Annotated in this window: 19 protein-coding genes, 1 tRNA gene and 1 pseudogene; 11 read left to right on the forward strand and 10 right to left on the reverse strand. The window is 43.4% G+C overall.

The window, feature by feature from the left end; genetic code table 11:
- Window positions 1–80: 80 nt before the first annotated feature.
- The gene (lpxC, locus tag ACE3JL_RS06155; protein ID WP_375329073.1) at window positions 81–893 is read left to right on the forward strand and encodes a UDP-3-O-acyl-N-acetylglucosamine deacetylase; all 813 of its coding nucleotides are present in this window, start codon (window positions 81–83) and stop codon (window positions 891–893) included.
- On the opposite strand, the gene ACE3JL_RS06160 is transcribed toward lpxC, so the two are convergent.
- Window positions 890–1,642 (reverse strand): N-acetylmuramoyl-L-alanine amidase-like domain-containing protein, encoded by a 753-nt coding sequence (locus tag ACE3JL_RS06160; protein WP_375329074.1) that lies wholly within the window; start codon window positions 1,640–1,642, stop codon window positions 890–892. The genes lpxC and ACE3JL_RS06160 overlap by 4 nt on opposite strands.
- A gap of 431 nt (window positions 1,643–2,073) precedes the next feature.
- On the opposite strand from ACE3JL_RS06160, the gene hemC reads away from it, so the two are divergent.
- On the forward strand, window positions 2,074–3,033 hold the full coding sequence (gene hemC, locus ACE3JL_RS06165) for a hydroxymethylbilane synthase (RefSeq protein WP_271988521.1): 960 nt from the start codon (window positions 2,074–2,076) through the stop codon (window positions 3,031–3,033).
- Between the two features lie 614 nt (window positions 3,034–3,647).
- Window positions 3,648–4,691, forward strand: coding sequence for an FHA domain-containing protein (locus ACE3JL_RS06170; RefSeq protein WP_375329075.1), 1,044 nt, complete (start codon window positions 3,648–3,650; stop codon window positions 4,689–4,691).
- A 559-nt stretch (window positions 4,692–5,250) separates the two neighbouring features.
- Here ACE3JL_RS06170 and ACE3JL_RS06175 read toward each other — a convergent pair.
- Window positions 5,251–7,188: a chromosome segregation ATPase gene (locus ACE3JL_RS06175; protein ID WP_375329076.1), complete on the reverse strand. Its 1,938-nt coding sequence runs from the start codon at window positions 7,186–7,188 to the stop codon at window positions 5,251–5,253.
- Window positions 7,189–7,251: 63 nt separating this feature from the next.
- Window positions 7,252–8,166 (reverse strand): Hsp33 family molecular chaperone HslO, encoded by a 915-nt coding sequence (gene hslO / locus ACE3JL_RS06180; RefSeq protein ID WP_375329077.1) that lies wholly within the window; start codon window positions 8,164–8,166, stop codon window positions 7,252–7,254.
- Window positions 8,167–8,250: 84 nt separating this feature from the next.
- Here hslO and ACE3JL_RS06185 point away from each other — a divergent pair, with 84 nt between their 5' ends.
- Both ACE3JL_RS06185 and ACE3JL_RS06190 read left to right on the forward strand, forming a co-directional pair.
- Window positions 8,251–8,649 (forward strand): hypothetical protein, encoded by a 399-nt coding sequence (locus ACE3JL_RS06185; RefSeq protein WP_150975626.1) that lies wholly within the window; start codon window positions 8,251–8,253, stop codon window positions 8,647–8,649.
- Between the two features lie 436 nt (window positions 8,650–9,085).
- Window positions 9,086–9,466, forward strand: a complete 381-nt coding sequence (locus ACE3JL_RS06190; RefSeq protein WP_271988525.1) for a DUF1830 domain-containing protein — start codon at window positions 9,086–9,088, stop codon at window positions 9,464–9,466.
- An 8-nt stretch (window positions 9,467–9,474) separates the two neighbouring features.
- Here ACE3JL_RS06190 and ACE3JL_RS06195 read toward each other — a convergent pair whose 3' ends face one another.
- Window positions 9,475–12,102, reverse strand: coding sequence for a chloride channel protein (locus tag ACE3JL_RS06195; protein ID WP_375329078.1), 2,628 nt, complete (start codon window positions 12,100–12,102; stop codon window positions 9,475–9,477).
- Between the two features lie 597 nt (window positions 12,103–12,699).
- Here ACE3JL_RS06195 and ACE3JL_RS06200 point away from each other — a divergent pair.
- A complete protein-coding gene (locus ACE3JL_RS06200; protein ID WP_271988527.1) occupies window positions 12,700–13,233 on the forward strand; it encodes a DUF3122 domain-containing protein in 534 nt (177 codons plus the stop codon).
- A 113-nt stretch (window positions 13,234–13,346) separates the two neighbouring features.
- On the opposite strand, the gene ACE3JL_RS06205 is transcribed toward ACE3JL_RS06200, so the two are convergent.
- The gene (locus ACE3JL_RS06205; RefSeq protein WP_150975629.1) at window positions 13,347–13,733 is read right to left on the reverse strand and encodes a DUF4359 domain-containing protein; all 387 of its coding nucleotides are present in this window, start codon (window positions 13,731–13,733) and stop codon (window positions 13,347–13,349) included.
- 102 nt (window positions 13,734–13,835) lie between these two features.
- Here ACE3JL_RS06205 and ACE3JL_RS06210 point away from each other — a divergent pair.
- Window positions 13,836–13,908: transfer RNA gene (locus tag ACE3JL_RS06210), tRNA-His, on the forward strand.
- A gap of 221 nt (window positions 13,909–14,129) precedes the next feature.
- Here ACE3JL_RS06210 and ACE3JL_RS06215 read toward each other — a convergent pair.
- Window positions 14,130–15,344, reverse strand: a complete 1,215-nt coding sequence (locus ACE3JL_RS06215) for an ISL3 family transposase (RefSeq protein WP_375329079.1) — start codon at window positions 15,342–15,344, stop codon at window positions 14,130–14,132.
- A gap of 157 nt (window positions 15,345–15,501) precedes the next feature.
- Here ACE3JL_RS06215 and ACE3JL_RS06220 point away from each other — a divergent pair.
- A pseudogene (locus ACE3JL_RS06220) lies at window positions 15,502–15,708 on the forward strand (hypothetical protein).
- On the opposite strand, the gene ACE3JL_RS06225 reads toward ACE3JL_RS06220, so the two are convergent.
- On the reverse strand, window positions 15,655–16,083 hold the full coding sequence (locus tag ACE3JL_RS06225; protein ID WP_271992767.1) for a hypothetical protein: 429 nt from the start codon (window positions 16,081–16,083) through the stop codon (window positions 15,655–15,657). The pseudogene ACE3JL_RS06220 and the gene ACE3JL_RS06225 overlap by 54 nt on opposite strands.
- Window positions 16,084–16,281: 198 nt before the next feature.
- Here ACE3JL_RS06225 and ACE3JL_RS06230 point away from each other — a divergent pair, with 198 nt between their 5' ends.
- The gene (locus ACE3JL_RS06230) at window positions 16,282–17,586 is read left to right on the forward strand and encodes a hypothetical protein (protein WP_271992768.1); all 1,305 of its coding nucleotides are present in this window, start codon (window positions 16,282–16,284) and stop codon (window positions 17,584–17,586) included.
- Window positions 17,587–17,808: 222 nt separating this feature from the next.
- Here ACE3JL_RS06230 and ACE3JL_RS06235 read toward each other — a convergent pair whose 3' ends face one another.
- On the reverse strand, window positions 17,809–19,284 hold the full coding sequence (locus ACE3JL_RS06235; RefSeq protein WP_371413389.1) for a YifB family Mg chelatase-like AAA ATPase: 1,476 nt from the start codon (window positions 19,282–19,284) through the stop codon (window positions 17,809–17,811).
- A gap of 232 nt (window positions 19,285–19,516) precedes the next feature.
- Here ACE3JL_RS06235 and ACE3JL_RS06240 point away from each other — a divergent pair, with 232 nt between their 5' ends.
- Complete coding sequence (locus tag ACE3JL_RS06240; protein WP_271992771.1) at window positions 19,517–19,858, forward strand: histidine triad nucleotide-binding protein; 342 nt, start codon at window positions 19,517–19,519, stop codon at window positions 19,856–19,858.
- 83 nt (window positions 19,859–19,941) lie between these two features.
- Window positions 19,942–20,478, forward strand: a complete 537-nt coding sequence (locus tag ACE3JL_RS06245; protein WP_271992773.1) for a TIGR02281 family clan AA aspartic protease — start codon at window positions 19,942–19,944, stop codon at window positions 20,476–20,478.
- 31 nt (window positions 20,479–20,509) lie between these two features.
- Here the strand turns inward: ACE3JL_RS06245 and hppD are convergent, their stop codons facing one another.
- Window positions 20,510–21,595: a 4-hydroxyphenylpyruvate dioxygenase gene (gene hppD / locus ACE3JL_RS06250; protein ID WP_271992775.1), complete on the reverse strand. Its 1,086-nt coding sequence runs from the start codon at window positions 21,593–21,595 to the stop codon at window positions 20,510–20,512.
- 435 nt (window positions 21,596–22,030) lie between these two features.
- Window positions 22,031–22,735 (reverse strand): SDR family oxidoreductase, encoded by a 705-nt coding sequence (locus tag ACE3JL_RS06255; RefSeq protein ID WP_271992776.1) that lies wholly within the window; start codon window positions 22,733–22,735, stop codon window positions 22,031–22,033.
- Window positions 22,736–22,768: the final 33 nt, after the last annotated feature.

The following is a 22,768-nucleotide window of genomic DNA, read 5'->3' on the forward strand; positions in this document are numbered from 1 at the left end:
GCCAGATGGTACATTATCAAAGCGCAAGTCCCTTAGTTATTTTTGCTGTTCACTGATAAAAGCTTTATTACTTGATAATTATGGTTTCTACTATCTCTAAACAATTTGAATTATCGGGAATTGGCCTACATTCGGGGGAAATAACCCAGGTGCGCGTCTGTGGGGCCAATCCGGGAGAAGGACGTTATTTTGTCCGTAGAGATTTAGCCAATCAACCGATTATTCCTGCTCTAGTTTCTTCGGTTTACCAAACGACTTTATCAACGGAATTGGGACAAGGAGAAGCAAAGGTTAGAACTGTTGAGCATTTATTAGCAGCCCTAACCGCTTTGGGGGTAGAGGATGCTCGCATTGAGGTGGATGGTGCGGAAATTCCCCTCCTTGACGGTTCGGCTAAAATCTGGGTGGCAGCGATCGAAAATGCCGGTTTAAATAACTCTTTTTCTCCATCAGATTTAACTATTTCTCAACCGATTTGGTTGTACGAAGGAGATGCTTTTGTAGCGGCGATTCCTTCCCCTGAATTACGTTTTACCTACGGCATCGATTTTACCTATAAACCGATCGGTAATCAATGGTATAGTTGGAGTCCTGAGCAAGAAAGTTTTCGAGATGCGATCGCAGCTGCCCGGACTTTCGGTTTTGCTGATCAAATTGAGTATCTGCAAAAGGCTGGTTTAATTAAAGGAGGCAGTTTAGAAAATGCTTTGATCTGCGATCAAAATCAATGGTTAAATCCTCCTTTACGCTTTGAAAATGAGCCAGCAAGACATAAATTATTAGACTTAATTGGTGATTTAAGTTTACTGGGAACCATTCCCACTGCTCATTATATGGCTTTTAAAGCCAGTCATAAACTTCACGTTCAACTAGCTAAAGCAATTCAGAGTTAATTATTTCTTGGATCAAGGGGACGAACAAGAAAAATACCGATGGCTTTGTCCACTTTACTGATATATTTTTGTAGGTCTTTAGCAATGGTAACTTGACCAGCAGGAGAGGCATGAATTAAGCTAATTTTGCCATCGGGAAAGCGATAAACTAGACCGGTATGGGTGGTATCTAAACCAGCGATATTAGTCACAACACCGATAATATCTCCAGCTTGTAGTTGTGGATAAATATCTTTAATCTTAGCAGTGGGAATATAGGTTAAGGATAAGCTTTCTAATTGCCGTTCTACCTGTTGAATACAATCGTAATTACTTTGAGGTTTTAACTGGGGATATAGAGGGCGATTTTTACTCATAAAACTGAGCTTTTTGTCAAGAGTAATTCCACCTAACTTTTGAATTATATTTTCTACATTACCTCGTTTTTGGTTGTCATTAATCCAATCGGAAAAGTAATGCAGACGACTACAATAACCGTCGAGAATACCGTGGCGATAACGCTGATTGAAAACCTGCTGACTAAAAGCAGAATAGTGATAATTTTTTAAAGCAAAATTGTGACTCAAAGCGAGAACTGTTTCCAGAAAAAGGACACAATCAAACTCTTTTAAAGAGATAAATAATTTTTCTGTTGCCGAGCGATCGATTAATCCTGCTTGATATTTTGCTCCTAAAAATTGAGGGGCGATATTCTGAATTATATCAGCCATCGGTAAGCGATCGAGGTGTTGATTTTGAGCGTACTGCACCAGTTTTTGATAATTAGGATCGCTGACTTCTTGAGCAAGAATAGTGGCTCTTCTAGGTTCTGTGTGATAAGTTTAACTTACATATGCTCGATCGATCTTTGTGTCCTCTGTGTCTCTGTGGTTCCTTTCACTTCCTCGCCAGCAGGACTGTATCTTAGAATACATTTTACCCACCAAATCCAAGAGAGCCATCAATTGAAACCACTTAACTTAATCAAGCTAAAGCGGTGAACTTCTCCGACGCAGACCCAACCACTGACCTTTAAACTTTGACCCCTTCCCGAAAACCCCATCACCCCATTTACCTAAAAATATTAAGAGATGTAACTATTTAGCCCTAACCTAGAAAGTGATTACTCAACAGGGGTGAGATCAGGATAGTCTAGATCGAGCAGTCAGATAGATGTTTAGTTAAATTCCTAACTTCAGATATGTCCGTTTCTAGTCCTCCTCGTTCCCTGCGTATCGGTTCGCGCAAAAGTCAGTTAGCCCTAGTACAAACTTATTGGGTACAATCAGAATTGAGTAAACACCATCCCCATCGACAGTTTGAGGTGGAGACGATGAGTACCCAAGGCGATATAATTCTCGATGTGGCCCTGGCGAAAATCGGTGATAAGGGTTTATTTACCAAAGAATTAGAAGTGGGAATGTTGAATAGATCGATCGATCTTGCCGTCCATTCTCTCAAGGATTTGCCCACTAATTTGCCCGAAGGTTTAACCCTGGGTTGCGTCACCGAAAGAGTTAATCCGGCCGATGCTTTGGTGGTAAATAGCAAAAATCAAGACTATCAATTAGACAATTTACCGGAAGGTGCAGTGGTGGGGACTTCTTCCCTGCGTCGATTAGCCCAGTTACGTTACCATTATCCCCATCTGACTTTTAAAGATGTGCGCGGCAATGTTAACACCCGTCTGGCAAAACTGGACGCAGAAGAATACGACGCGATTATTCTGGCCGTAGCAGGATTAGAAAGGTTAGGATTAAGCGATCGAGTTCATCAGGTTATCCCAGCAGCAATTTCTCTCCATGCGGTGGGACAGGGGGCTTTAGGGATAGAATGCCGCGATGATGACCCAGAGGTTTTGGAAGTCCTAAAAGTGTTGGAACACGCCCCTAGCCGCGATAGATGCTATGCTGAACGAGCTTTTTTACGGGAGTTGGAGGGAGGCTGTCAAGTTCCGATCGGAGTCAATACGGCGATCGAGGATGGTATCCTAACTTTAACGGGTATGGTGGCTAGTCTCGACGGTCAGCGCCTGATTAAAGACTCGGTCAGCGGTGATCCTAGCCATGCGGAAGTCCTAGGGCAAGATTTAGCCCATAAAGTGCGCGAGGCTGGTGCTGGAGAGATTTTAGCCGATATTTTCGCTGAAGTGGGGCGATAATCAGTTATCAGTTATCAGTTATCAGCTTCTGAAAGCAACAGGCACTCATGCAAAACAAAAAATCTGACAATTCTCCTACCTAAAAAATGGAAAGCTTATTGAGGGTTTTACCATTATTCAGCAAGCCCTATTTAAAACCAAAATATTCTAATCATTTCATTGTCGAAAAGTGGCCACCGAGCTTTGTCAAAGTATCGTGCCTCCCTATACCATTAAGTAGTCGTGCAAAATTAATTTCCTAGTGAAGATAGGCAAGAGGCAAGAGGCAAGAGGCAAGAGCGGGGTTAGATATGTGTAATTAATTTTGCCTAGGTACTTATATCGGTTAGGGCTTCGACGGTGAGACTTCGGCGTAAGACTTCGGCGTGAGTTCAGTAGTTCGACAAGCTCACTAACACGAACGCTCAGACTTCGACAGTGAGACTTCGGCGTGAGACTTCGGCGTGAGCTCAGTAGTTCGACAGGCTCACTAACACGAACGCTCAGTAGTTCGACAGGCTCACTAACACGAACGCTCAGCCGAACCACCGAACGTTTTCATCCTAACATTTGAGATAAACTATCTAGAAAATAGAATAATCTATACAATTAGCACCGCCTGTCTATTACCGCTTATGCACCCGTGGATATACTATCTAAGACAAAATCCCTATTTATTACTCCATAGCGAAAAGGGACAGCGTTTTTTCCCTCTCGTAGGGAGATCTTACTGGACAATCGGACGGAGCAAAGATAACGATATCGTGATTAAGGATCACTGCATCTCTCGTAATCACGCTATTTTACAATCCACGGAAACAGGAGATTTTTATCTGATCGATCTCGGTAGTCTCAATGGAACTTTTGTTAATGGCAGAAGGGTAGGTGTTCCCGTGACTATACATAACACAGATCAGATCACCTTTGGCAAAACCGAAGTGCAGTTCTATCGTCCCACTGGCACTAATGTGGACAAGCAACTGTGCAATTTAGAATGGGATACCCTCACCTCGGCCGTCCATGAACGGCGCTTAACATCGGTGATGGTGGTGGATATGCGAAATTTTACGGCTTTAACGAGACAATTAGACGAAAAAGTGCTTTCTTCCCTAATTGGCAGTTGGTTTCGCCATGCTGGGAGTATCATCCGCAGTTCTGGCAGTTGGGTCGATAAATATATTGGTGATGCAATCATGGCCATCTGGTTTCACGGCCAACAGGAAGTCAATCGAGACGATATCTTACAAATTTTTCAAGCAATCACGCAAATACAGAACATGACTCGCAGCCTGAACCAACAATATCCCTTACCCTTTAAATTAGGCATCGGTGCCGCAGTGAATACTGGTTATGCCATGGTGGGTAATACTGGTAGTGATGAACATCCAGATTATACGGCGATTGGTGATACGGTCAACGCCGCTTTTCGTTTAGAGTCGGCTACTAAAGAAATAGGTAGGGATTTGGCCATCGGAGCAACTACCTACAGTTATCTCATCGGTTTACCCTATCTCCACCAAGCTTTTGAGCAATATACCGTCAGTCTAAAAGGATACGATGATAGCACCATTACCTACGGAACCACTTTTGATGATTTGGAGCGTTTCCTCGATGCCAATAGTAGTGAGGAGATGACTGGAATTACAGGAGTTGCCAGTGTTGGGCCAATTCAAGTCTGAATTGGCGGTAGGAAACCAAATATTCTGATCTGCCATTAACGTATAGAGCAAGGAATCTCTTCGATGACCAACAACTTCACTGTTTCTGATTAAAAAAAACTTGGTCATGAGAATTGATAAAATCCCACAAGCAAAGAATAATTTGTTCATATCTTCGCAAAATATTCTCGTAAATAGGGCTTGCTAAATAATGGTAAAACCCTTTTAAAATAAGGCTTTTGACCTGTTAAAATCCGATGTTATACTAAATCCGTTGAGTACAGGCTAGTTATGAGGAGAGGCAAAAGGCAAGAGGCTTCGGCCGTGAGCTCAACGTTCGACAAAAGCTCACGCCGAAGCCTAACCCCACCAACAAACTTTTTCAGCGAACCCTAAATATCATCAGGATAGGCAGCGGACAAGAGGAGGAATAGATAATCAGTCTTTAATAACCGGATTTGGTGTAATACAGATATTTCTGCATCTTTAATGAGAAACCCCTTAGAGCCGTCAATTTTAACTCAACAGACCCTGGGGATGAGGGACTTTTTTTAGGGGTAATCCATGGCAAAAACCGCATCTAAAACTGATTATTGTCTGGGGAAGGGGGAGTAGATTCAACTATTGGCGGTGGGGCCGGAGGTTGGAGAATATTACGCCAGCCTTGCATTTGAGAGCGAGCCGAACTATAAGCAGTACTCTCTGGGGATACGGATTCAGCAAGGCGAATGGCTTCCAGATAACGACCATTATTAGCTTGATCCGTGGCTAAGGACAAAAGTTGATAACTCCAACGTTCCAGCAATTCAGTCCGTTGCACACCCGCATCGGTTTTAGTGGAAATATTGGTAACTAAAGCAATCGCCCGGGTTAAACCTTCTGCGGTTCCTATCGCCGCTAATTGATTAGCCTGTTGGAGATTTTGAAGGGCCCGCAACTCTCGGCGCCAACGACGGATATTTTGGGAAACTTCCGCAGAAAGAGCGCGACCGGGGGGAATTTGATTGGCAGTTCCGATCGCTGTGCTATAGTCTTTGAGATTAGCCAAAGCTTGAGCCTGATCTAAAATCGGTTGATCCTCCAGGCGTTCAATCCGTACTTGCCAGTCGCCAATTTCCCGTTGAGCATCTCGGTATAAGGTCCGATTTTTACCAATAGCCCGCGCCTGAATAATAGCACTACTGAGGGAATTAATATCGCCGGGGATAGCGATTTCCCGGGCCTGTTCTAAAATCGGCCGGTCTTCTATGACTTGTATTTGACGATTCCAAGAGCCAATTTCCTGTTGTGCTTGCGACCAGAGGGGATTATTCCGGGGAACCTCGCCCGCTTTTGCGATAGCGGCGCTATACTGCTCGATTGTACCTGCTTGTGCTAAATCTCTAGCCTCAGACAAGATTTTTAGATCCTGTACCTGTAACTGCCAGCGCTCCCTCATAGCTAGGGCCGTTTGATGGAGGGGTCGAGAAGCGTCGATTTGTTCTAGTCCCAGTATGCCAGCTTCTAATCCGTCCACCGTGCCAGTTTCCGCATCTAAGGCCGCTTCGGACAAGACAGACCAATCGGTGACATCTTGTTTAATTTTGAGGTCTTTGGGACTTTCGTTGGCCAAATCCCGGAGAGCTTGCCATTGCTTCTGCTCAATTAATCTTTCGGCGTATTCTTTTAGTTTATCCTCGGTTTTCCCGATTAATTTTTGTGCCTCCTGATAGGCATAACTGCTGGCTTGAATTTTTCTAGCTTCTTCGATGACTTTCAACCAATTGTCGAGACCGCCTCGCGTAAAGAGATTAAAGGCATTATCTAATTTACTGCTATCTTCCCGGGCGACGGTAATTTTAGCGAGCGCTTCATTATATTTAACCGTTGCCCAATATTCGTTATTTAAGTTCAATAAATCCACTGCTAGACGGAAAGATTGATTCCAGTTGGAAGCGCGGAGATTTTCCTCTAGTTTGCTTAAGATATCGTTGCCTTGCGTCCAAGTTCCTTGCCACTTAGCGATTCTTTCTTCAATAATTGCCGCTACTGCCATATTATTGGGGATTTGACGAGCTTTAGCGATCGCTTGCTCCAAATTTCCGGCTTGATAGTCTTTTTCCGCCAAATTCAGGATATCTCGCGCCCATTCTTCCACCTGTTGATTAACTTGCGATCGCAAGGGATGGTCTTCGGGTAAAGCTTCCACCAGGGCAATTGCCGCGAGTAGTCCTTCCACGGTGCGACTATCGGCGGAAAGTTGAGCGCAGTAGAGACGCAGGGAAGCAGAAGCAACAGGCCAGAAGATTTTGGGACAATTGGGCGACTTCTGCATATTTAATAACTGCCAAGTGGCTAGAAAACCAACACCGCCAAAAACGACCACAAATAAAGCCGCCCAAACTTTCCAAGTGAAACGATGCTGGTATCGGGACCAAAAGAGAAAAAGAAAAGACTTAGTTTTCTCTGGCCAACGAGTCAGGGAGTCAATCGATTCTCGTTTGACTAGATTTTCGGTTAATTCTTTTCCTTTAGACATTCACGACTCCCTGACAGATATTTTAGATAGATTTTACCCTAATGGCGCTTATTACCCAACTTCTCAGCAAGATTCAGCTTGTAGAGACTCGACTAATTCAATTAATTGCGTCTCGTTGGCACTATACACTTCCTGGCAAAACTCACAGATGGCTTCCGCTTGTTTATCCTTTTCAATAATGTCTTTTAATTCATCGACCCCGAGAAATTTTAAAGCTCCTAGGGCCCGTTCAAAAGAACAATCACAATCAAAACGCAGCAGCTGCACAGCCGGAAAAATTTCTAGACCCATATCTCCGAGAAGTTCCTGAAAAATATCTTCTAGACTTTTTCCTGCTCGTAAAAGAGGCGTAAATCCCGTTAATTTTCGCAATCTCGACTCTAAACGAGCCACTAAGACCTCATCCCTGGCGGCCTCTTTCGAGAGAACTTGTAATAAAATTCCCCCAGCGGCCGTTACTCCTGTGGTTGTACCGACAAAAACCCCCACTTGCAAAGCGGAGGGAATTTGTTCGGACTGGTCTAGATAGTAGGCGATATCTTCCCCCACTTCCCCAGAAACTATCTCGACGATGCTTTCCTGAAGTTCATTTCTCTCCTCACCTTTTTCTTCCCGTAAGACTCGCACATAACCTTTGTTACCCACGGCGCGACCCACATCTAATTTACCCTTAGCATTGGGGAGTAATTCCACCTGGGGATAGTCCACATAACCCCGCACCGTGCCATCGAGTCCAGCATCAACTAAAACACCACCTAGGGGACCGTCGCCTTTAATGCGAATATTGACCCTAGAACCGGGTTTTTTTAAACTGGAAGCCAAGAGTAAAGCCGATGCCATCGTGCGACCGAGAGCGGCAGTGCCTACGTTAGATAATTTATGTCTTTGGCGGGCTTCTTCGGTTAAACGGGTGGTAATCACTCCTACTACTCTAATTCCGCCATCGGCGGCCGTGGCGCGGATTAATTTATCTGCCATACTACTTACTGTTATCCTTGGAAAACGCTGTCCCGATTTTTAGTTATTCTTTAACTAACTTAACAAAAATTATCAGACAACAATATGTTCGGCAATTTTCAACAAAGTCAGCTGCGTATCGAAATCTCGGCCAGTGAACAGGCTATCCGGGATAGTTTGCTCCAAACTGATCATCTCCGTCAATGGCTGTGGCCGCAAATGCTCTCGCCTAATCTACCCGATAAATTAGAGGAAGGCTTGACTTTTACCTCTTGGTTAGGTTTAATTCCCGTACAACATCAGGTTTTATTGGCCAATGACCAGTGTTTACGCTTACTTTTGAGTCAAGGTATCGATGGCTATCACGAATGGTATTGGGGCGATGGTTGGTTACAATCGCGGTTAGAAGGCATTTCTCTCCTTCCCCTCAATCTCGGTCAAACTCTCAGTTTATTGAAATTACGACTATTTCTGAGCAATCAAAAGTTAGGAGTTAGGGATTAGGAGTGGCTAGTAGGGGAAAATTTAGGGACTTTTTCCCTGAAAATTAGGTAATTGACCAGATGAAAATCGCTAAAACCCTACACCTTAACCCTTTTTGGTCAACCAGAAAGGGGATCATGAGCAAGCGGTATCAAACTTGACAAAAATTACCTCAATTTCTATAATCCTGAAACCGTTAACAAAATTGAGTGATAAGTAGCCTAGCAAAAAATCAAGAAAAACAGCAAAAAAACGTAGTTCCCCCCTTGACAAATAGCCACAACTAAGCATTAGTTAAATTTAATGATTTTTTAATAAAAACCGCTTTCTATCACCAGAAAAAGCGATCAGTAGATTTTTATCAGAGTAATGTAATCATCTTTACAACTATCGGGGATCAAAGGATGTTACGGTGAAGGAGCGATGACAAACCCACTTTAAGATCACCTCAATTGCTATGGCACAGATTCTCGATCCCCTCCCCAACGGCAAGAAAAATAGTATTCTTTGTTGCTATGTCAATGCGACCAGTCATATTCAAATTGTTCGCATCACCAATATTGCTAACTGGTATTTTGAAAGGGTGGTTTTCCCCGGGCAGCGTTTAGTATTTGAGACCCTAGCGGATGCTTTCTTAGAGATTCATACGGGTATGATGGCCAGCGCCATCCTTTCCGATAATATCCCCTGTGAACGCCTTTATATCAGCGATGGGGATGACGATGACTCCGATGGTCAATTAGACAGGGAAATATTTTATCCCCATTCCCTAGAGGAAAGTCAAGGGGCGAAAATTGACAATACCGTACCCTTCGGTTTAAGTTTAGCTTCCGCCTAGCTAATCAACTAATCTGATAATTCCCCTCGCACGAGAATCACAGTGCAATTAACCGCACGGGCAATCGTCGAGGGGATATTGCCATTTAATAACTGATTGAGCAAACTTTCCCTAGATGCACCCAAAAGCACCAAGGAACAATCCTCCGATTCTACCAGATTAATTATTGCCTCGGCCGGAGAGGCCGAAGGAATCGGTAAAGGCACAATCGGCTGTGCGATCGCTTTCTGTAAAGATGCTTGTAAAACTTCCAAAATAGACAGATCTGGCAGTAACTCCGTCGGAGAATAGATTTTACATAACCAAAGTTTGGGATAATCCGAAGACTCGGACAAAGACAGCAAACTAGGCAATAATGCTAAGGCGCGTTGGGCATTCGGACCACCAGCGGTGGGAATCAGCCACATCCTTTCCCGATGAGGATCGTTGGGAAAACAATCCTTTGTCCCCAATTTTACCAAGATAGTTTCACAGGGGGCCTGAGCAATCAAAGTATCGACTAAAACCCCAAAAATCGCCCCAGTGGTGGATCTTTCCCCCGTCCAACCCATAATTAATAAATTGCTGTGTCGTTCGCGAATCGTGGCCAAAATCCCGTCGGCAATATCCTGAGCAACGGAAATTTGTGTATGAACAGAGATATTCTGCTGTCGGGCTAATCTTTCCAGGCGATGAAGTAATTTGCGTCCTTCGCGCGTATCTACCCGGACTTCCGCCGGAGAACTAAGACGAGGTACAGTAATCACATAGAGACAATCTATCTCATAATTGCGTTCACGGGCGACAGCAGCGGCAATTTTAAACAAAGCGGTAGCGGTATCGGGATTAGCAATCGGTAACAAAATCCGGCCTATTCCCACGGCCGGGGAACGAGTTTGATAAACCACATAGGAAGGGGTAGTGGGTTGAGGCAGTTGACAAACCCCCCCCAATTGATCAGCTTCCACCCGGATAATATCGGTGCGGGTGATGATCCCCACCAGTTTTTGACCATCGGTAACGGGTAAACGGGAAAGCTGATAACGATTTAACAGAAATAAAACATCGCTTAAAGCTGCCTGGGGGGCCACAGTAATCGGATTGGGAGTCATGATCTCCCGCAGGACGGTTTGACTGTTTTTTGATCGCCATTTATCCAGATCACTTTGGGTAAAAATCCCCAATAGTCGCCCCTGTTCCACCACGGGAAAACCGCGATGATGGGAACGGGACATAATTTTCACCACTTCCCCTAGGGGTAAATCTGCCGGCAGAATTTCCACCTGGGATTGCATCACATCCATAGCTGACAGATGGGCCAGCACATCATTAGCAGGGGTTTCCTCGTTGAGAATAATACCACTAGCGGAAAGTAAATGCTGATAGAGAGAACCGGGTAGAATGCTTTCAGCAGTGATATAAGAAACGGCACAGGTCAACATCAGGGGCAGCACAACATTAAAATTGTGATGCAGTTCAAAGACAATTACGATCGCCGTTACCGGAACCCTGACTACTCCCGTAAAAAAGGCCCCCATACCGGCTAAAGCATAACTAGGTTCGCTGCCGAAACCCATAATTTTCGTCTCGATTCCCCCCACCAGAAACCCCAAACAGGATCCCAACACCAAAGCGGGGGCGAGCAGCCCTCCCGGAGCGCCGGAACTATAGGAGATCATCGTCAGGAAAAAATAGACCACAAAAGCGAGGGCGGTATTCTGCCAGTTTAATTCCCCTGCCAGCAAAAATTCCCGTAAACCCGTATTATCTCGAAAAAAGTCGGGTAAAAAAGCCACTACCGTTCCCGATAAGCAACTGACCAGACCGATGCGCCAAGCTAAAGATAACCGCCAACGCCGCTGCAGCTGACTACAAAAAAGGATGCCTTGATTGAATAAAGACCCCAATAAGCCCGCTAAAACCCCCAAAAGGCAATAAATGGGTATTTCTTGGGCAGAGAAGCTAATATTGGCATATTCAGTGATGATCGAGGGGGTATTCTGCAACATCATCGAAACCACCGCCCCTGTAAAGGAAGCCACAATCGCCGTTTCTAGGGTCAGACTAGAAACATCGCGCATTAATTCCTCGATCACAAAGAGGACCCCGGCGATGGGAGTAGTAAAACCGGCCGCTAACCCGGCGGCTGCCCCAGCTGCGATCATCTGACGACGGTGATCGGGACTGGTGGGCAGCCAGACGCTTAATTGGGCCGCTAGGGCTGCTCCGATGTGTACCGTGGGGGCCCGACGACCAAGGGTTAAACCACCGCCAAGGATCAGGATCGCCCCGATCATTTTTACTAGGGCGACGCGCCAAGACAGGGGCAAAGGATATTTGGCTAAGGCCGCTTTTACTTGGGGAATACCACCCCCGGCGGCTGCGGGGGAGAAGTGTTCCACAATCCAGCCGGCGCCGTAACCAAGCAGAAAACCACCGAGGGGCAAAACTAGGAAAGGAGAGGAATTGGCTACTAGATGCACCCGCCAACCACCTAACCAACCGATGCCCAATTTCAGGATAATAGCGGCAAGGGCGGAGAGAATTCCGATTAAACAGGCAACCAGTAAAGCATAACGACTATCGGTGGCGCTACGTCCGAAGTGTTGAGATTTAAACCACTGACGGAGGTTTTGGTGAAGGGCAAAAAGTCCCATAATTATCAGGGAGAATCAAGGCAATGGCGGAGCGAGGATTTTTTTCGGGTTCTGATTCCTCGTCTCTTTAATCATAGGCCGTTAAGTTCTTTGACTGTTCACCTTGTTTCTACCAGTGCATCCCATAGTAGTTTTTCGATCGATGGGCTAGGATCAAAGGTTGTTGGCTCTTCTCGGTTCTGTGTGATAAGTTTAACTTACAATATGATCGATCAATCTTTGTGTCCTTTGTGTCTTTGTGGTTCGTTCCACCCCCTCGCTAGGAGGAATGTATCTTAGTAATACATTTTACCCACCAAATCCAAGAGAGCCAAAGTAACTTGCAACTATCAATTTATCTCATCAATCATAAGTACCTAAGCAAAATTAATTACACATATCTAACCCCCTCTTGCCTTTTGCCTCTTGCATGAGTGCCTATCTTTACTAGGAAATTAATTTTGCACGACTACTTACAATGTCTTTGCGGAAAAAAGCCGCTCCACTTCCCTGGACAGCAGCTTTTCTAAATAAATAACTATATAGTGATATAATTATATTAATTTGGCTCAAGTGCCGAAGCTCTTATCATATTTTTTAGCTAATGTCAATAAAGTTATGAAACGATTTCTGTTATTATTTTGTGTTCTCGTGAGTTTTTTGCTATTTATCAGCCTTAAAATCGATTTTTCCTTGTCCGCACTAGCTCTAACTCGACAACAGCTAGAAGGACCCGGGCAGCTGTTGTATCAATCCCGTCATAGTTTGCGCGATGATACCGGTAGTCCTTGGCAGGTGGTGTTATTCAAACGGGTTAAAGATGGGGAAACGGTAGAAATTAGTTTGCGCTTGGTGGGATTTCCAGAGGGGATTGAGTTTCTTCACCCGGAAAGATTAACGATAACCACTGCTAAAGGTCAAATTTTAGCGGCTGAGGATGCTTTTGCCCAAGAATCACCCGCAGCTAACGTTGGTCAATACAATATGCAGGATATCTTAACGCAGCTACCCGTTACCGAAGCGATCGAGCTTTCCCTACCCCTAGACAATCCCCGCTCTCTCAGTATCCCGATTCCTGTACTTTTAGAATGGCAAAGTCTGCTTTTTTCCGTAAATGGGGAAAATCCCAATCACCAGCGATCAAAAAATTGAGAATCACCTTGGGGCTGTTTTACACTTTATTCATAACTACAATGCCCAATTAGCAAAAGTTTCAGCTATCACCACTACAATGAAATCACTCTCGGACAATTTCAATTATCTGACTACAGTTGTAAAGCTTCGTAGATGTACAATTTATTCAAAAAACCGACGGTACTGAATTGATAACTAGGTAAAGGGGGAGGGAACAATAATTCCGTTTGATAAACGCTGAAAATGAGAAAATTCCTTCTAGTGGTGTTAGTAGCGATCGCTTCTTGTAAAAAAGGATGACCCGTATCCACCAACATTTTACAGTAACCCCGTAAGAGAGCTTGCACCTCGATGGAAGCTTGCGCCCGAGCGCAGACATGATCCTTAAGATAGCTAGTTAACCTCTGGGAAGCGTATTGTTCGTAATCTTGACGATTGGGGTTAGTTGTCAGCAATATCCCCGCAATTCCCCCTAAAACCACTCCTAACACCATTCCCCCTGACCGTACCAATTTCATAAGCTCTCACATCATCACTCACTTACCCTAACCATAGCCTGAATTAGGATAAAAAACCTCTTGTCAACCATTGGCCTTGTGCTATACTTGAAAAAGTGTACGGCGAGCGTAGCCAAGTGGTTAAGGCAGTGGATTGTGGTTCCACCACTCGGGGGTTCGAGTCCCCTCGTTCGCCCTCTTTTCAAGGATCGCTAATTATTCCTTCCCCATATCTTCCCTAATTTTCCTCGGTATCCACAACAATTTGTCAATTGACTGAACCCCGAAATCGGGCAGCTTTATAATAACCGGATTTATTATCACTTTTGACTTTTGACTTGCGAGAAAGAATAGATGAACAGTCAACAAGAATATAAATATGATGTTTTTAGGCTCTTCGTTACCCTTTATGCTAAATCAACAAACAAGATGCCAAGATAACATACTTCTAACCCAAAAATTCCGAAAGTTTCTAAAGCCATAGGCTCTCCGTTTTATTAGTTTAAGTTTATTGTTGATTCCCTCGACCACCCCATTTGTTGTCCTTTGCTCGAAATAACTAATAATTTCTCCAAACCAGTTTCGGATTGTTTGACAACTCTTAGTAAAAACACTGGAGGATTTTGCCAACCATTCCGAGATGGATAGCATTCCCTCTGTCGGATTCTCTGAGGTTTCATAAATCTTTCTCAATTCTTCCTTTAACTCCTGCATCTTTTTCAAACTTGGGAAATTTTCTTTGATAGCTTCTAGTTTGATTTTTTGAGTTTCCGTCAAATCTTTTTCATTTTTTAACAAGCTATATTTACTTCGCTTTAAAACTTCTAGCTTCGCTTCTTTTTCCGCTTTCTGTTTTTTATTTTTCTGCGCTTCTACGGCTCTTTTTTCTGCTTTTCTCTGTTCGTCTAACTCTTGATTAATTTGTTTCATTACATGGAATCTATCGGCGACTACCTCGGCCGATGGCATCAATTCTTTCACCAAATTTTTATAGGGCAACCAAAGGTCTATGCTGACTTCTTCAATTTGCTCTAACACCTCTTTTCCCCACCCTGTAAGCGTTTCCCTCAATTCTTCTTGTGTTCGCTTCTCTAGAATAGCTATTAGTTTTCTCGTATCTAAATTTACTAAAACTGCACAGTAATTTTTTTGTCCTTTGACTAGAGCGATTTCGTCAATTCCTAGTCTTTTTAATTTCGATAGGTCTGTCTCTGTAATTTCTTCAGCTATGTCCTCTATCATTCTTTGAATCTCTTCTTCCGTTACGTCATTTCTTCGGCTAACATTTAAAATATCTCCTGATTTTAATTGTTCGAGTATATTCTCGGCTAGTCTTTTCGTATAGGTTCGTTTCTTGCCGACAAAATCTAACTCTTCGCTAAAGGGTTTCTGACAATTACCGCACTTAAATTGACGACGATTAACTTGTAGGTACACTGGTTGTCCTGAGATTGGTAAATCTTTGACTAAATGTCGATGATTTTGGTGGAGTTTATCGCTCTCTAACCCACAACGAGGACAGATTGCTTTTTGATTTTTCGATTCGATTTGGAAAACTATACCGATATTTTCTAGGTGTAGATAGCCTTGAATAGAGGTTCCTTCTAGGTTCAAAAATTTGTCAAGTATCATAAGTAAAATACTCTGGTTTTTGGCTATTATATCAAATCTTAACTCGATTGTCTATCTTTTTGTATTAACCAGTTTGTGCCTTAAACCTTTTCCTGTATGGGTTTCAGCTATTTTTGGGCGTAGGCTCTCTCATCGAATTTTATTTTAAGTTAATTATTTGTATAACAGTTACCGAAGAGCCGAAATATTTACCTGGAAAGACTTTTAGGACTATTTTGCTGAAGAAACTATCAGTATAGACCCCGTTTCCACACAGAAACCAGAAGAGCCACGATCTTTTGCCGAGAGTGCCGAGAGTGCCGAAAGAGCCTTATCGATTCTCATTTTTAAAAACTTCAAACACCTGCCGGCTGAAATATTTTAACTTATCAGCCACCTTAGCAGAAGGTTGATAATTACCCACTAATTGCCAATTTTCCACCGTAGATAGTCGCCAAGCGGTTCCTTGATGGTTAAAAGCCTGCATTTCTAAGCCAATCAAACGCTGATGCTGATCCTCGCTATCGAGATGAAAACGAATTTGTACCAGAATACTGCGCCCTTGAATTCTAGGACTCCAACCGGGAAAATGGAAAGCGATATCGATCGAGTCGGGATCCGTTAACTCTCTTGTGTGGGGATCGTTGCGCCAAGGTTTCAGATCTGCCTTTGCATCGGGGAATTGTTGTTTAAACAGGTTGACAAGTGTGGCGATCTTCGCCGTTAATTCTAATCCTTTTGCCTGTTCCGACGCATTCATGCTCACCTCTGATAATTGCTTATAAAGTAACTATTTATACAGTTTAGCCCTGCTTTTTGCGACTATTGGAACAATTATAACGATATTTTCTCGATCGAGTCCAAAATGCCGCACCTGTCAATCCAGATAGCCGCTGCCAAAAAGACAAAATCAAAACTACACTAGAAAATAGGATAATCGAGAGGAACAGTATTTTCTATGAATCCCCAAGAGTCTCTATTACAATCGATCGAAAAATTAGGCTATCGGGTTACGGTGGGTGATGTGGCGGCAAAATCGGGTTTAGAGATTAATGCTGCACAACAGGGATTATTAGCTTTAGCTGCGGAAGCGGGGGGACATTTACAGGTAGCAGATACGGGGGAGATTATCTATCTTTTCCCCGAAAATTTTCGCTCGATTCTCCTGAATAAATATTGGCAATTGCAGTTAAAAGCTTTCGCCAGTAAAATCTGGAAAGTAGTTTTTTATGTTATTCGCATTTCCTTTGGCATTGTTTTAATTATTTCGATTTTAATCCTGTTGCTGGCTATTCTGGCGATCCTGATCGGCTTAATGTTCAAAGATAGTGACTCCGATAACAATTCTGGAAATAACAACATTAATATTAACTTCTTTCCCACGGACTTTTTCTGGATTTTTTATCCCAATTTTGGTAATAACTACTACGAAAGAAGGGATAGGGAAGTTAAGGCAGAAAAACCTCCTAGTAAGATGAATTTTCTCGAGGCAGTTTTTTCTTTTCTTTTTGGCGATGGCGATCCTAATTTTAATTTAGAGGAGAGACGCTGGCAAACTATCGGTAAAGTAATTCAAAATAATCGCGGCTCGATTATTGCCCCACAAATTACCCCCTATCTCGATAGTATTACTCCCAGTAATGAGGAGACAGAAGATTATATACTCCCAGTTTTAACCCGCTTTAATGGATTGCCGCAAGTGTCCGATCGAGGCGATATTATCTATTATTTTCCCGATCTACAGGTGACAACCAAAAAGAGAAAATTACAAACAGTTTCCCCCTATCTAAAGGAAAAACGCTGGAAATTTAGCGAAGCAGATAGCGGTCAAATTATCCTAGCTTTAGGTTTAGGGGTGGTTAACTTTATCCTCGCTTTAGTTTTAGGATCTTTGCTCAACAGTGATAGTGTGGATTTGAGTGGTTCTCTGGGGTCGATAGTCACAGGAATCTACGGTTTTCTCCTCAGTTATGCTGGTGCTTTTTTGGGGATTCCCCTCGGTCGTTATTTCTTTTTACAGTGGAGAAATGATCGGGTTAATCAACGCAATCAACAGCGAGAAAAAAGAGCAGATTTATTAGCCCAAAGTAATCCTGAATTAGAGCAAAAACTGGCCTACTCTCGTCAATTTGCTGACCAAAAAGTGATTACAGATGCTGATATTAGTTATTCTACCGATCAAGACTATCTCGAACAAGAGATCGAGCGATCAGATAAAATTGATCGAGAATGGCAAAAACGCTTAGAATCGCCCGATTCCTGACTCCTGACTTGAAAGAGGGTGTAGGGTGATGGGGAAATGGGGAAATGGGGAAATGGAGAAGTGGGGAAATGGGGAAATGGGGGAGTGGGGAGATAGGAGAATTTCAACTAATACCCCAAAACCATAAAACCCCAACTCCCTAAAACCCCAACTCTCAACTCCTGAATCCTGAATCCTGACGACCGACTCCTAACCCCACCAACAAACTTTTTGCCGCAAACCCTAACTTAAACGATCGAGAGTGCGATACTGAATTGCTTCGGCAACGTGAGAACTTTTCAGCATTTCACTATCTCCTAAATCGGCAATGGTGCGGGCAACTTTAAGAATACGATCCATTGCTCGGGCCGATAAACCCAATTTTCGGATTGCCCCTTCTAAAATATGGCGACTGCTATCATCCAGAGCGCAAAAACGCCGCAAATGCTCGGAATTCATCTCCGCATTAGAGCGAATCCCCGTATTCTGAAAGCGATCGCTGGCCTTTTGTCGGGCCCCTTCTACCCGTTGCCGCACCTGCTCAGAAGCTTCTCCCCGACTCTCTTGGGTCATTTCTTCCGGTTTCAGGCGATTTACCGTCACTTGTAGGTCAATACGGTCTAAAAGCGGCCCCGATAATTTCGCCCAATATTGTTCCCGTTGTCGCGGTGAACAGCTGCAGGGTTGCACCGAATCGCCGTAATAACCACAGGGACAGGGATTGGTACTCGCCACCAGGGTAAAACGGGCCGGAAAAGCCACAGAAAGACGAGTGCGAGAAATGCTCACATAACCATCCTCTAGCGGTTGTCGGAGATATTCCAAGACACTGCGCTTAAATTCCGTTAATTCGTCTAAAAATAAAATACCACGGTGGGAAAGGGAGATTTCCCCCGGTCGGGGATAAGTACCACCTCCCACCAGCGCCGCTCCGGAAGCGGAGTGATGGGGACTGCGAAAAGGACGCTCGCGCACCAGAGAACCTCGATCCTTCAGTAATCCAGCGACGGAATGAATCTGGGAGACTTCTAGGGATTCGGCAAAGGTCAGCTGGGGCAGAATACCGGGTAAACGTCGCGCTAACATGGTTTTACCGCTGCCCGGTGGCCCGACAAAAATTAGGTTATGACCTCCAGCTGCAGCAATTTCCAGGGCCCGCCGGCCAATTGCTTGGCCTTTGACATCCTTGAGATCGGGGAGATTTACCCGCGATCGCCCAAATTCCTCGGCAGCGTTAAAAGTCATTGGTGAATAGCGATCGGGTTCATTTAAGAAATTTACCACTTCCGATAGATGACGAAACCCATACACTTGTACGCCTTTAACCACGGCCGCTTCTTTGGCATTATCGGCGGGAACCACTAAACCCTTGATCCCCATTTTTTCGGCGGCGGCAGCAATGGGTAAAACCCCCGCCACGGGACGCAAACTACCATCAAGGGATAATTCGCCTAAAAAGAGAAAATCCCCCAATAAATCGGCTTCTACCTGTTCGGAGGCTCCTAAAATGCCGATACTAATCGGTAAATCATAAATTGGCCCCTCTTTGCGGATATCGGCGGGACTTAAATTGATGACAATTTTGCGGATGGGAAAGGCAAATCCGGCATTTTTTAGAGAAGCTTTTACCCTTTCTTTCGACTCCTGCACCGCGGTATCGGGTAAACCCACCACGGCAATTCCGGGCAATCCCCCCGATACATCCACCTCTACCCCGATTTTAATGGCATCGATGCCGATAATTGCCGCACTCCAAACCCTTGCTAACATTTTGGCTCAAGTAAAAATAAAGTGAGTTCTTAGAAAAATAAAACAGGATGTTAGGCTAGTTTTCCGCATAAAAATGCTTTTATTTGGGAATTTAACCTGAAAATTACCCTATTTCTCGGTATAACCTAGCCAGAAAAGCTGAGAGCTTAATGGTATAGTTGAAAAAAAAAGTAATCTGTCTATGAGTGAGACTATTTTTAGCAAAATTATCCGGAAAGAAATTCCCGCCTCGATCGTCTATGAAGATGATCTGGTTCTCGCTTTTCGAGATGTTAATCCCCAAGCACCCACCCATATCCTCATTATCCCCAAAAAACCGATTCCGAAACTAGAGGAAGCCAGCGAAGGCGATCGCGATTTATTGGGACATTTGTTACTAACTGTTAAAAAAGTGGCCGCCGAAGCTAAATTAAGTCAAGGTTATCGAGTAGTGATCAATAATGGGGAACATGGGGGTCAAACCGTCGATCATCTTCATGTCCATCTTTTAGGCGATCGCCTAATGGCTTGGCCTCCGGGTTAAATTCCTCTTATTTTTCCGCATTTTTGGGGAATTATAGAGCTAGAAGCGTTCTTTTCCGAGTCGGTCTTCTCGATGTTGAACCCATGAATAAGTCTATTTCTGCGATCGCATTGGCCAGCACCCTGCTGTTATTTCCCTTCACTCCTACGACTCTCGCTCAATCGGAATGCTTTCTCCAAAGAGCAGATGGACAACACATAGATCTTAGCCGTCTCTGTGGCGGTTCGTCTAGAAATAGGAAAAATTCCCCGCAAGTTTATCAGTTACCGATTCAACGCCGGGTTAACGGCATTCCTACGGTGATGGTAGTTTTTAATAACCGTCACTATTATGAAATGCTTTTTGATACAGGTGCTAGTGGTATCGTCCTCACCGATGCCATGGCGAAAGCAATGAAAGTCAAACGGGAAAAGGAAGTACTCGCTCATACCGCCGGCGGTGTCGTTACGGTTTATCTTGGTCGCATTAATTCTGTTAAAGTTGGCGAGGTGGCTTTATCTAATCAGATTGTTGGTATTTCTCCCCAAATGGAAGGATTAGGACTCTTGGGACAAACTTTTTTTGGTTCCTATGATGTCACGATCAAAAAAGATGTGATTGAATTACGTTATCGTCCATAGTCTGACGGTAAAAATGCTCCCTTTTCCGATTCTAATCCAAAGTTCCTCGCTGTATTTGTTCCCGTTCGATCGCTTCAAATAAGGCCTGGAAGTTGCCTTCTCCAAAACCTCTAGCGGCATGACGGCGCTCGATTAATTCAAAAAAGAAAGTCGGCTGGGAAAAAATTGGTTTAGTGAAAATTTGCAATAAAGTCGGCTTTTCTAATAGGGAATAACTATTTTGTTCAAAATCAATGAGAATTTCCTGTTTTTTAATTTCTAACCATTCCCAATCAGCAATATTAAAATCTTTTTTTTGATAGCTAATTTGTTGATAATAACTGTCGGGAACTGACAAAAAATCTACCTTTCTTTTTTTTAATTTTTGAGTTAATTTTAAAATATTTTCTGTTTTTAAAGCAATGTGTTGAATGCCAGATTTTTGATTAATATCCAAAAATTCTTGAATTTGAGAACTGTTACTATCTGGTTCGTTAATCGGTAATTTTAATTCGGTTTCTGGGTGAACAAGTACCTGCGAATAAAGACCAGAACGCTCCGTTTTAATAGTAAAAGTTTGCCTTTTTTTAAAGCCTAAATTTTCCTCATACCAATTGGCTGTTAACTCTAAATTCCTCTGAAAAACATTTAAAACTAAATGATCAATCGCCAGAATATCCTGATTATATTGTTCCTTACTATCATACTCAATCAGATTAGGATCGTCTAAAATTGGCGTGATTCCCTGTCTTTCAATTAACGTATGTTTGAGATTAGCAATGCTAGAGATTTGACAGCTTTTTATCTTCCCCCTAGAAAAAGCAGTTTCCTGAATAAAAATATCCTGTTTAATTCTCCTAGCTAAAGCGTCTAAATCCTCCACTTGAAAAGCTACATCCGCCACCCCTTCAGGATATTTACCTAAAAATTCCGCCACGGGACTGAGAGAATTTAAAGGAGAAGATAAGATAAAAATAATCTGTTTAGTTTTATCTTTTTGGATGCCATTGCCAACTATTTCCGTGTGCGTATGGAGATTAACTAAACTTGCGATCGCATGAAAATCCATCACCCGCACCAACCAATCTCGCCATTTTTTGGCCGATTCTACATAAAAATGAATATGATCAATAAACATAAATAAAGTCAAAAAAGTGGTTGAGTGTTAGGAATTATGAATTATGAATTATGAATTATGAAGTGGGGAATGAAGAAGTGGGGAGATAAGGGAATTTCAACTAATACCCCAACACCCTAAAACCCCAACGGGTGCATCCCACATTTGCAGAAACACCGACAATCAGCAATTATCAGTGACCCTTAAATTATTACAGATATATCAGCAGCTGCGTGTAAGCATCCCACCGAAAAACTAATGCGCGGGGGGTTTGGGGGCGGCGCCACGCCCCCAACGGGGGGTTTGGGGGGTAGAACCCCCCAAAAGCTTGGATTGAGGTATAAAACCAGAAGTAACACCCGATTTTAGTAGCAAGAAAGTTTCCCTTTAAAAATCCCAACTTAGTAGATTGACAAAAATGAGATGTACCCAACCCCAACTCCTGACTCCTGATGACTAAAAAAAGAGATGACTATCGGGTTGAATATTAATTTCCATCGGGACAGCTTGGGGTTCAGCATTCATGGCAAAATAGATAGCATCGGCGGCGGTTTGAGCGGTTAACATTTTATTGCGATCAACTTTTAAGCTCACCTGATCCCAAAAAGGAGTATCAACACCACCAAAATAGAATAGAGTCATTTTAATACCATAGCGTTTTAACTCATCGGCCAAACATTTACTAAAACCCACCACCCCGTACTTAGAAGCACAATAAGCGGCAGCCATAGCCATAGAATGCTTACCCAAAATTCCCACCACATTACAGATATGACCGGCCTTATTTTCCTTCATCACATTAGCCGCAGCCTGACAGGTATAAAAACTCCCCTTCAGATTGAGGTCGAGCATTTTATCTAAATCTTCCGGCGTGATTTTATTATATTGTTTCATCACACCGGCTCCGGCCGCATTAACCAACACATCCAACCGGCCGTAATGGGAGACAATTTTGGCCATCAAAGTTTCCACCTGAGTGGGATTGGTGATATCCGTCGGTACAATTAAAGAAGGACAAGACAACTCACCAGCTAAATTAGATAAATTATCGGCATTTCTGGCCACTAATACGAGTTTATGACCATTAACAGCTAGTTTACGCGCTAAAGTGGCACCGATCCCCCCCGTAGCACCGACAATCAGAACAACTTTTTCGCTCATAATTATTTATAAATTTTTACAAATCTTATTGTA

The organism is Microcystis sp. BLCC-F210 (assembly GCF_042134685.1).
GTDB classification, from domain to species: Bacteria; Cyanobacteriota; Cyanobacteriia; order Cyanobacteriales; family Microcystaceae; genus Microcystis; species Microcystis aeruginosa_D.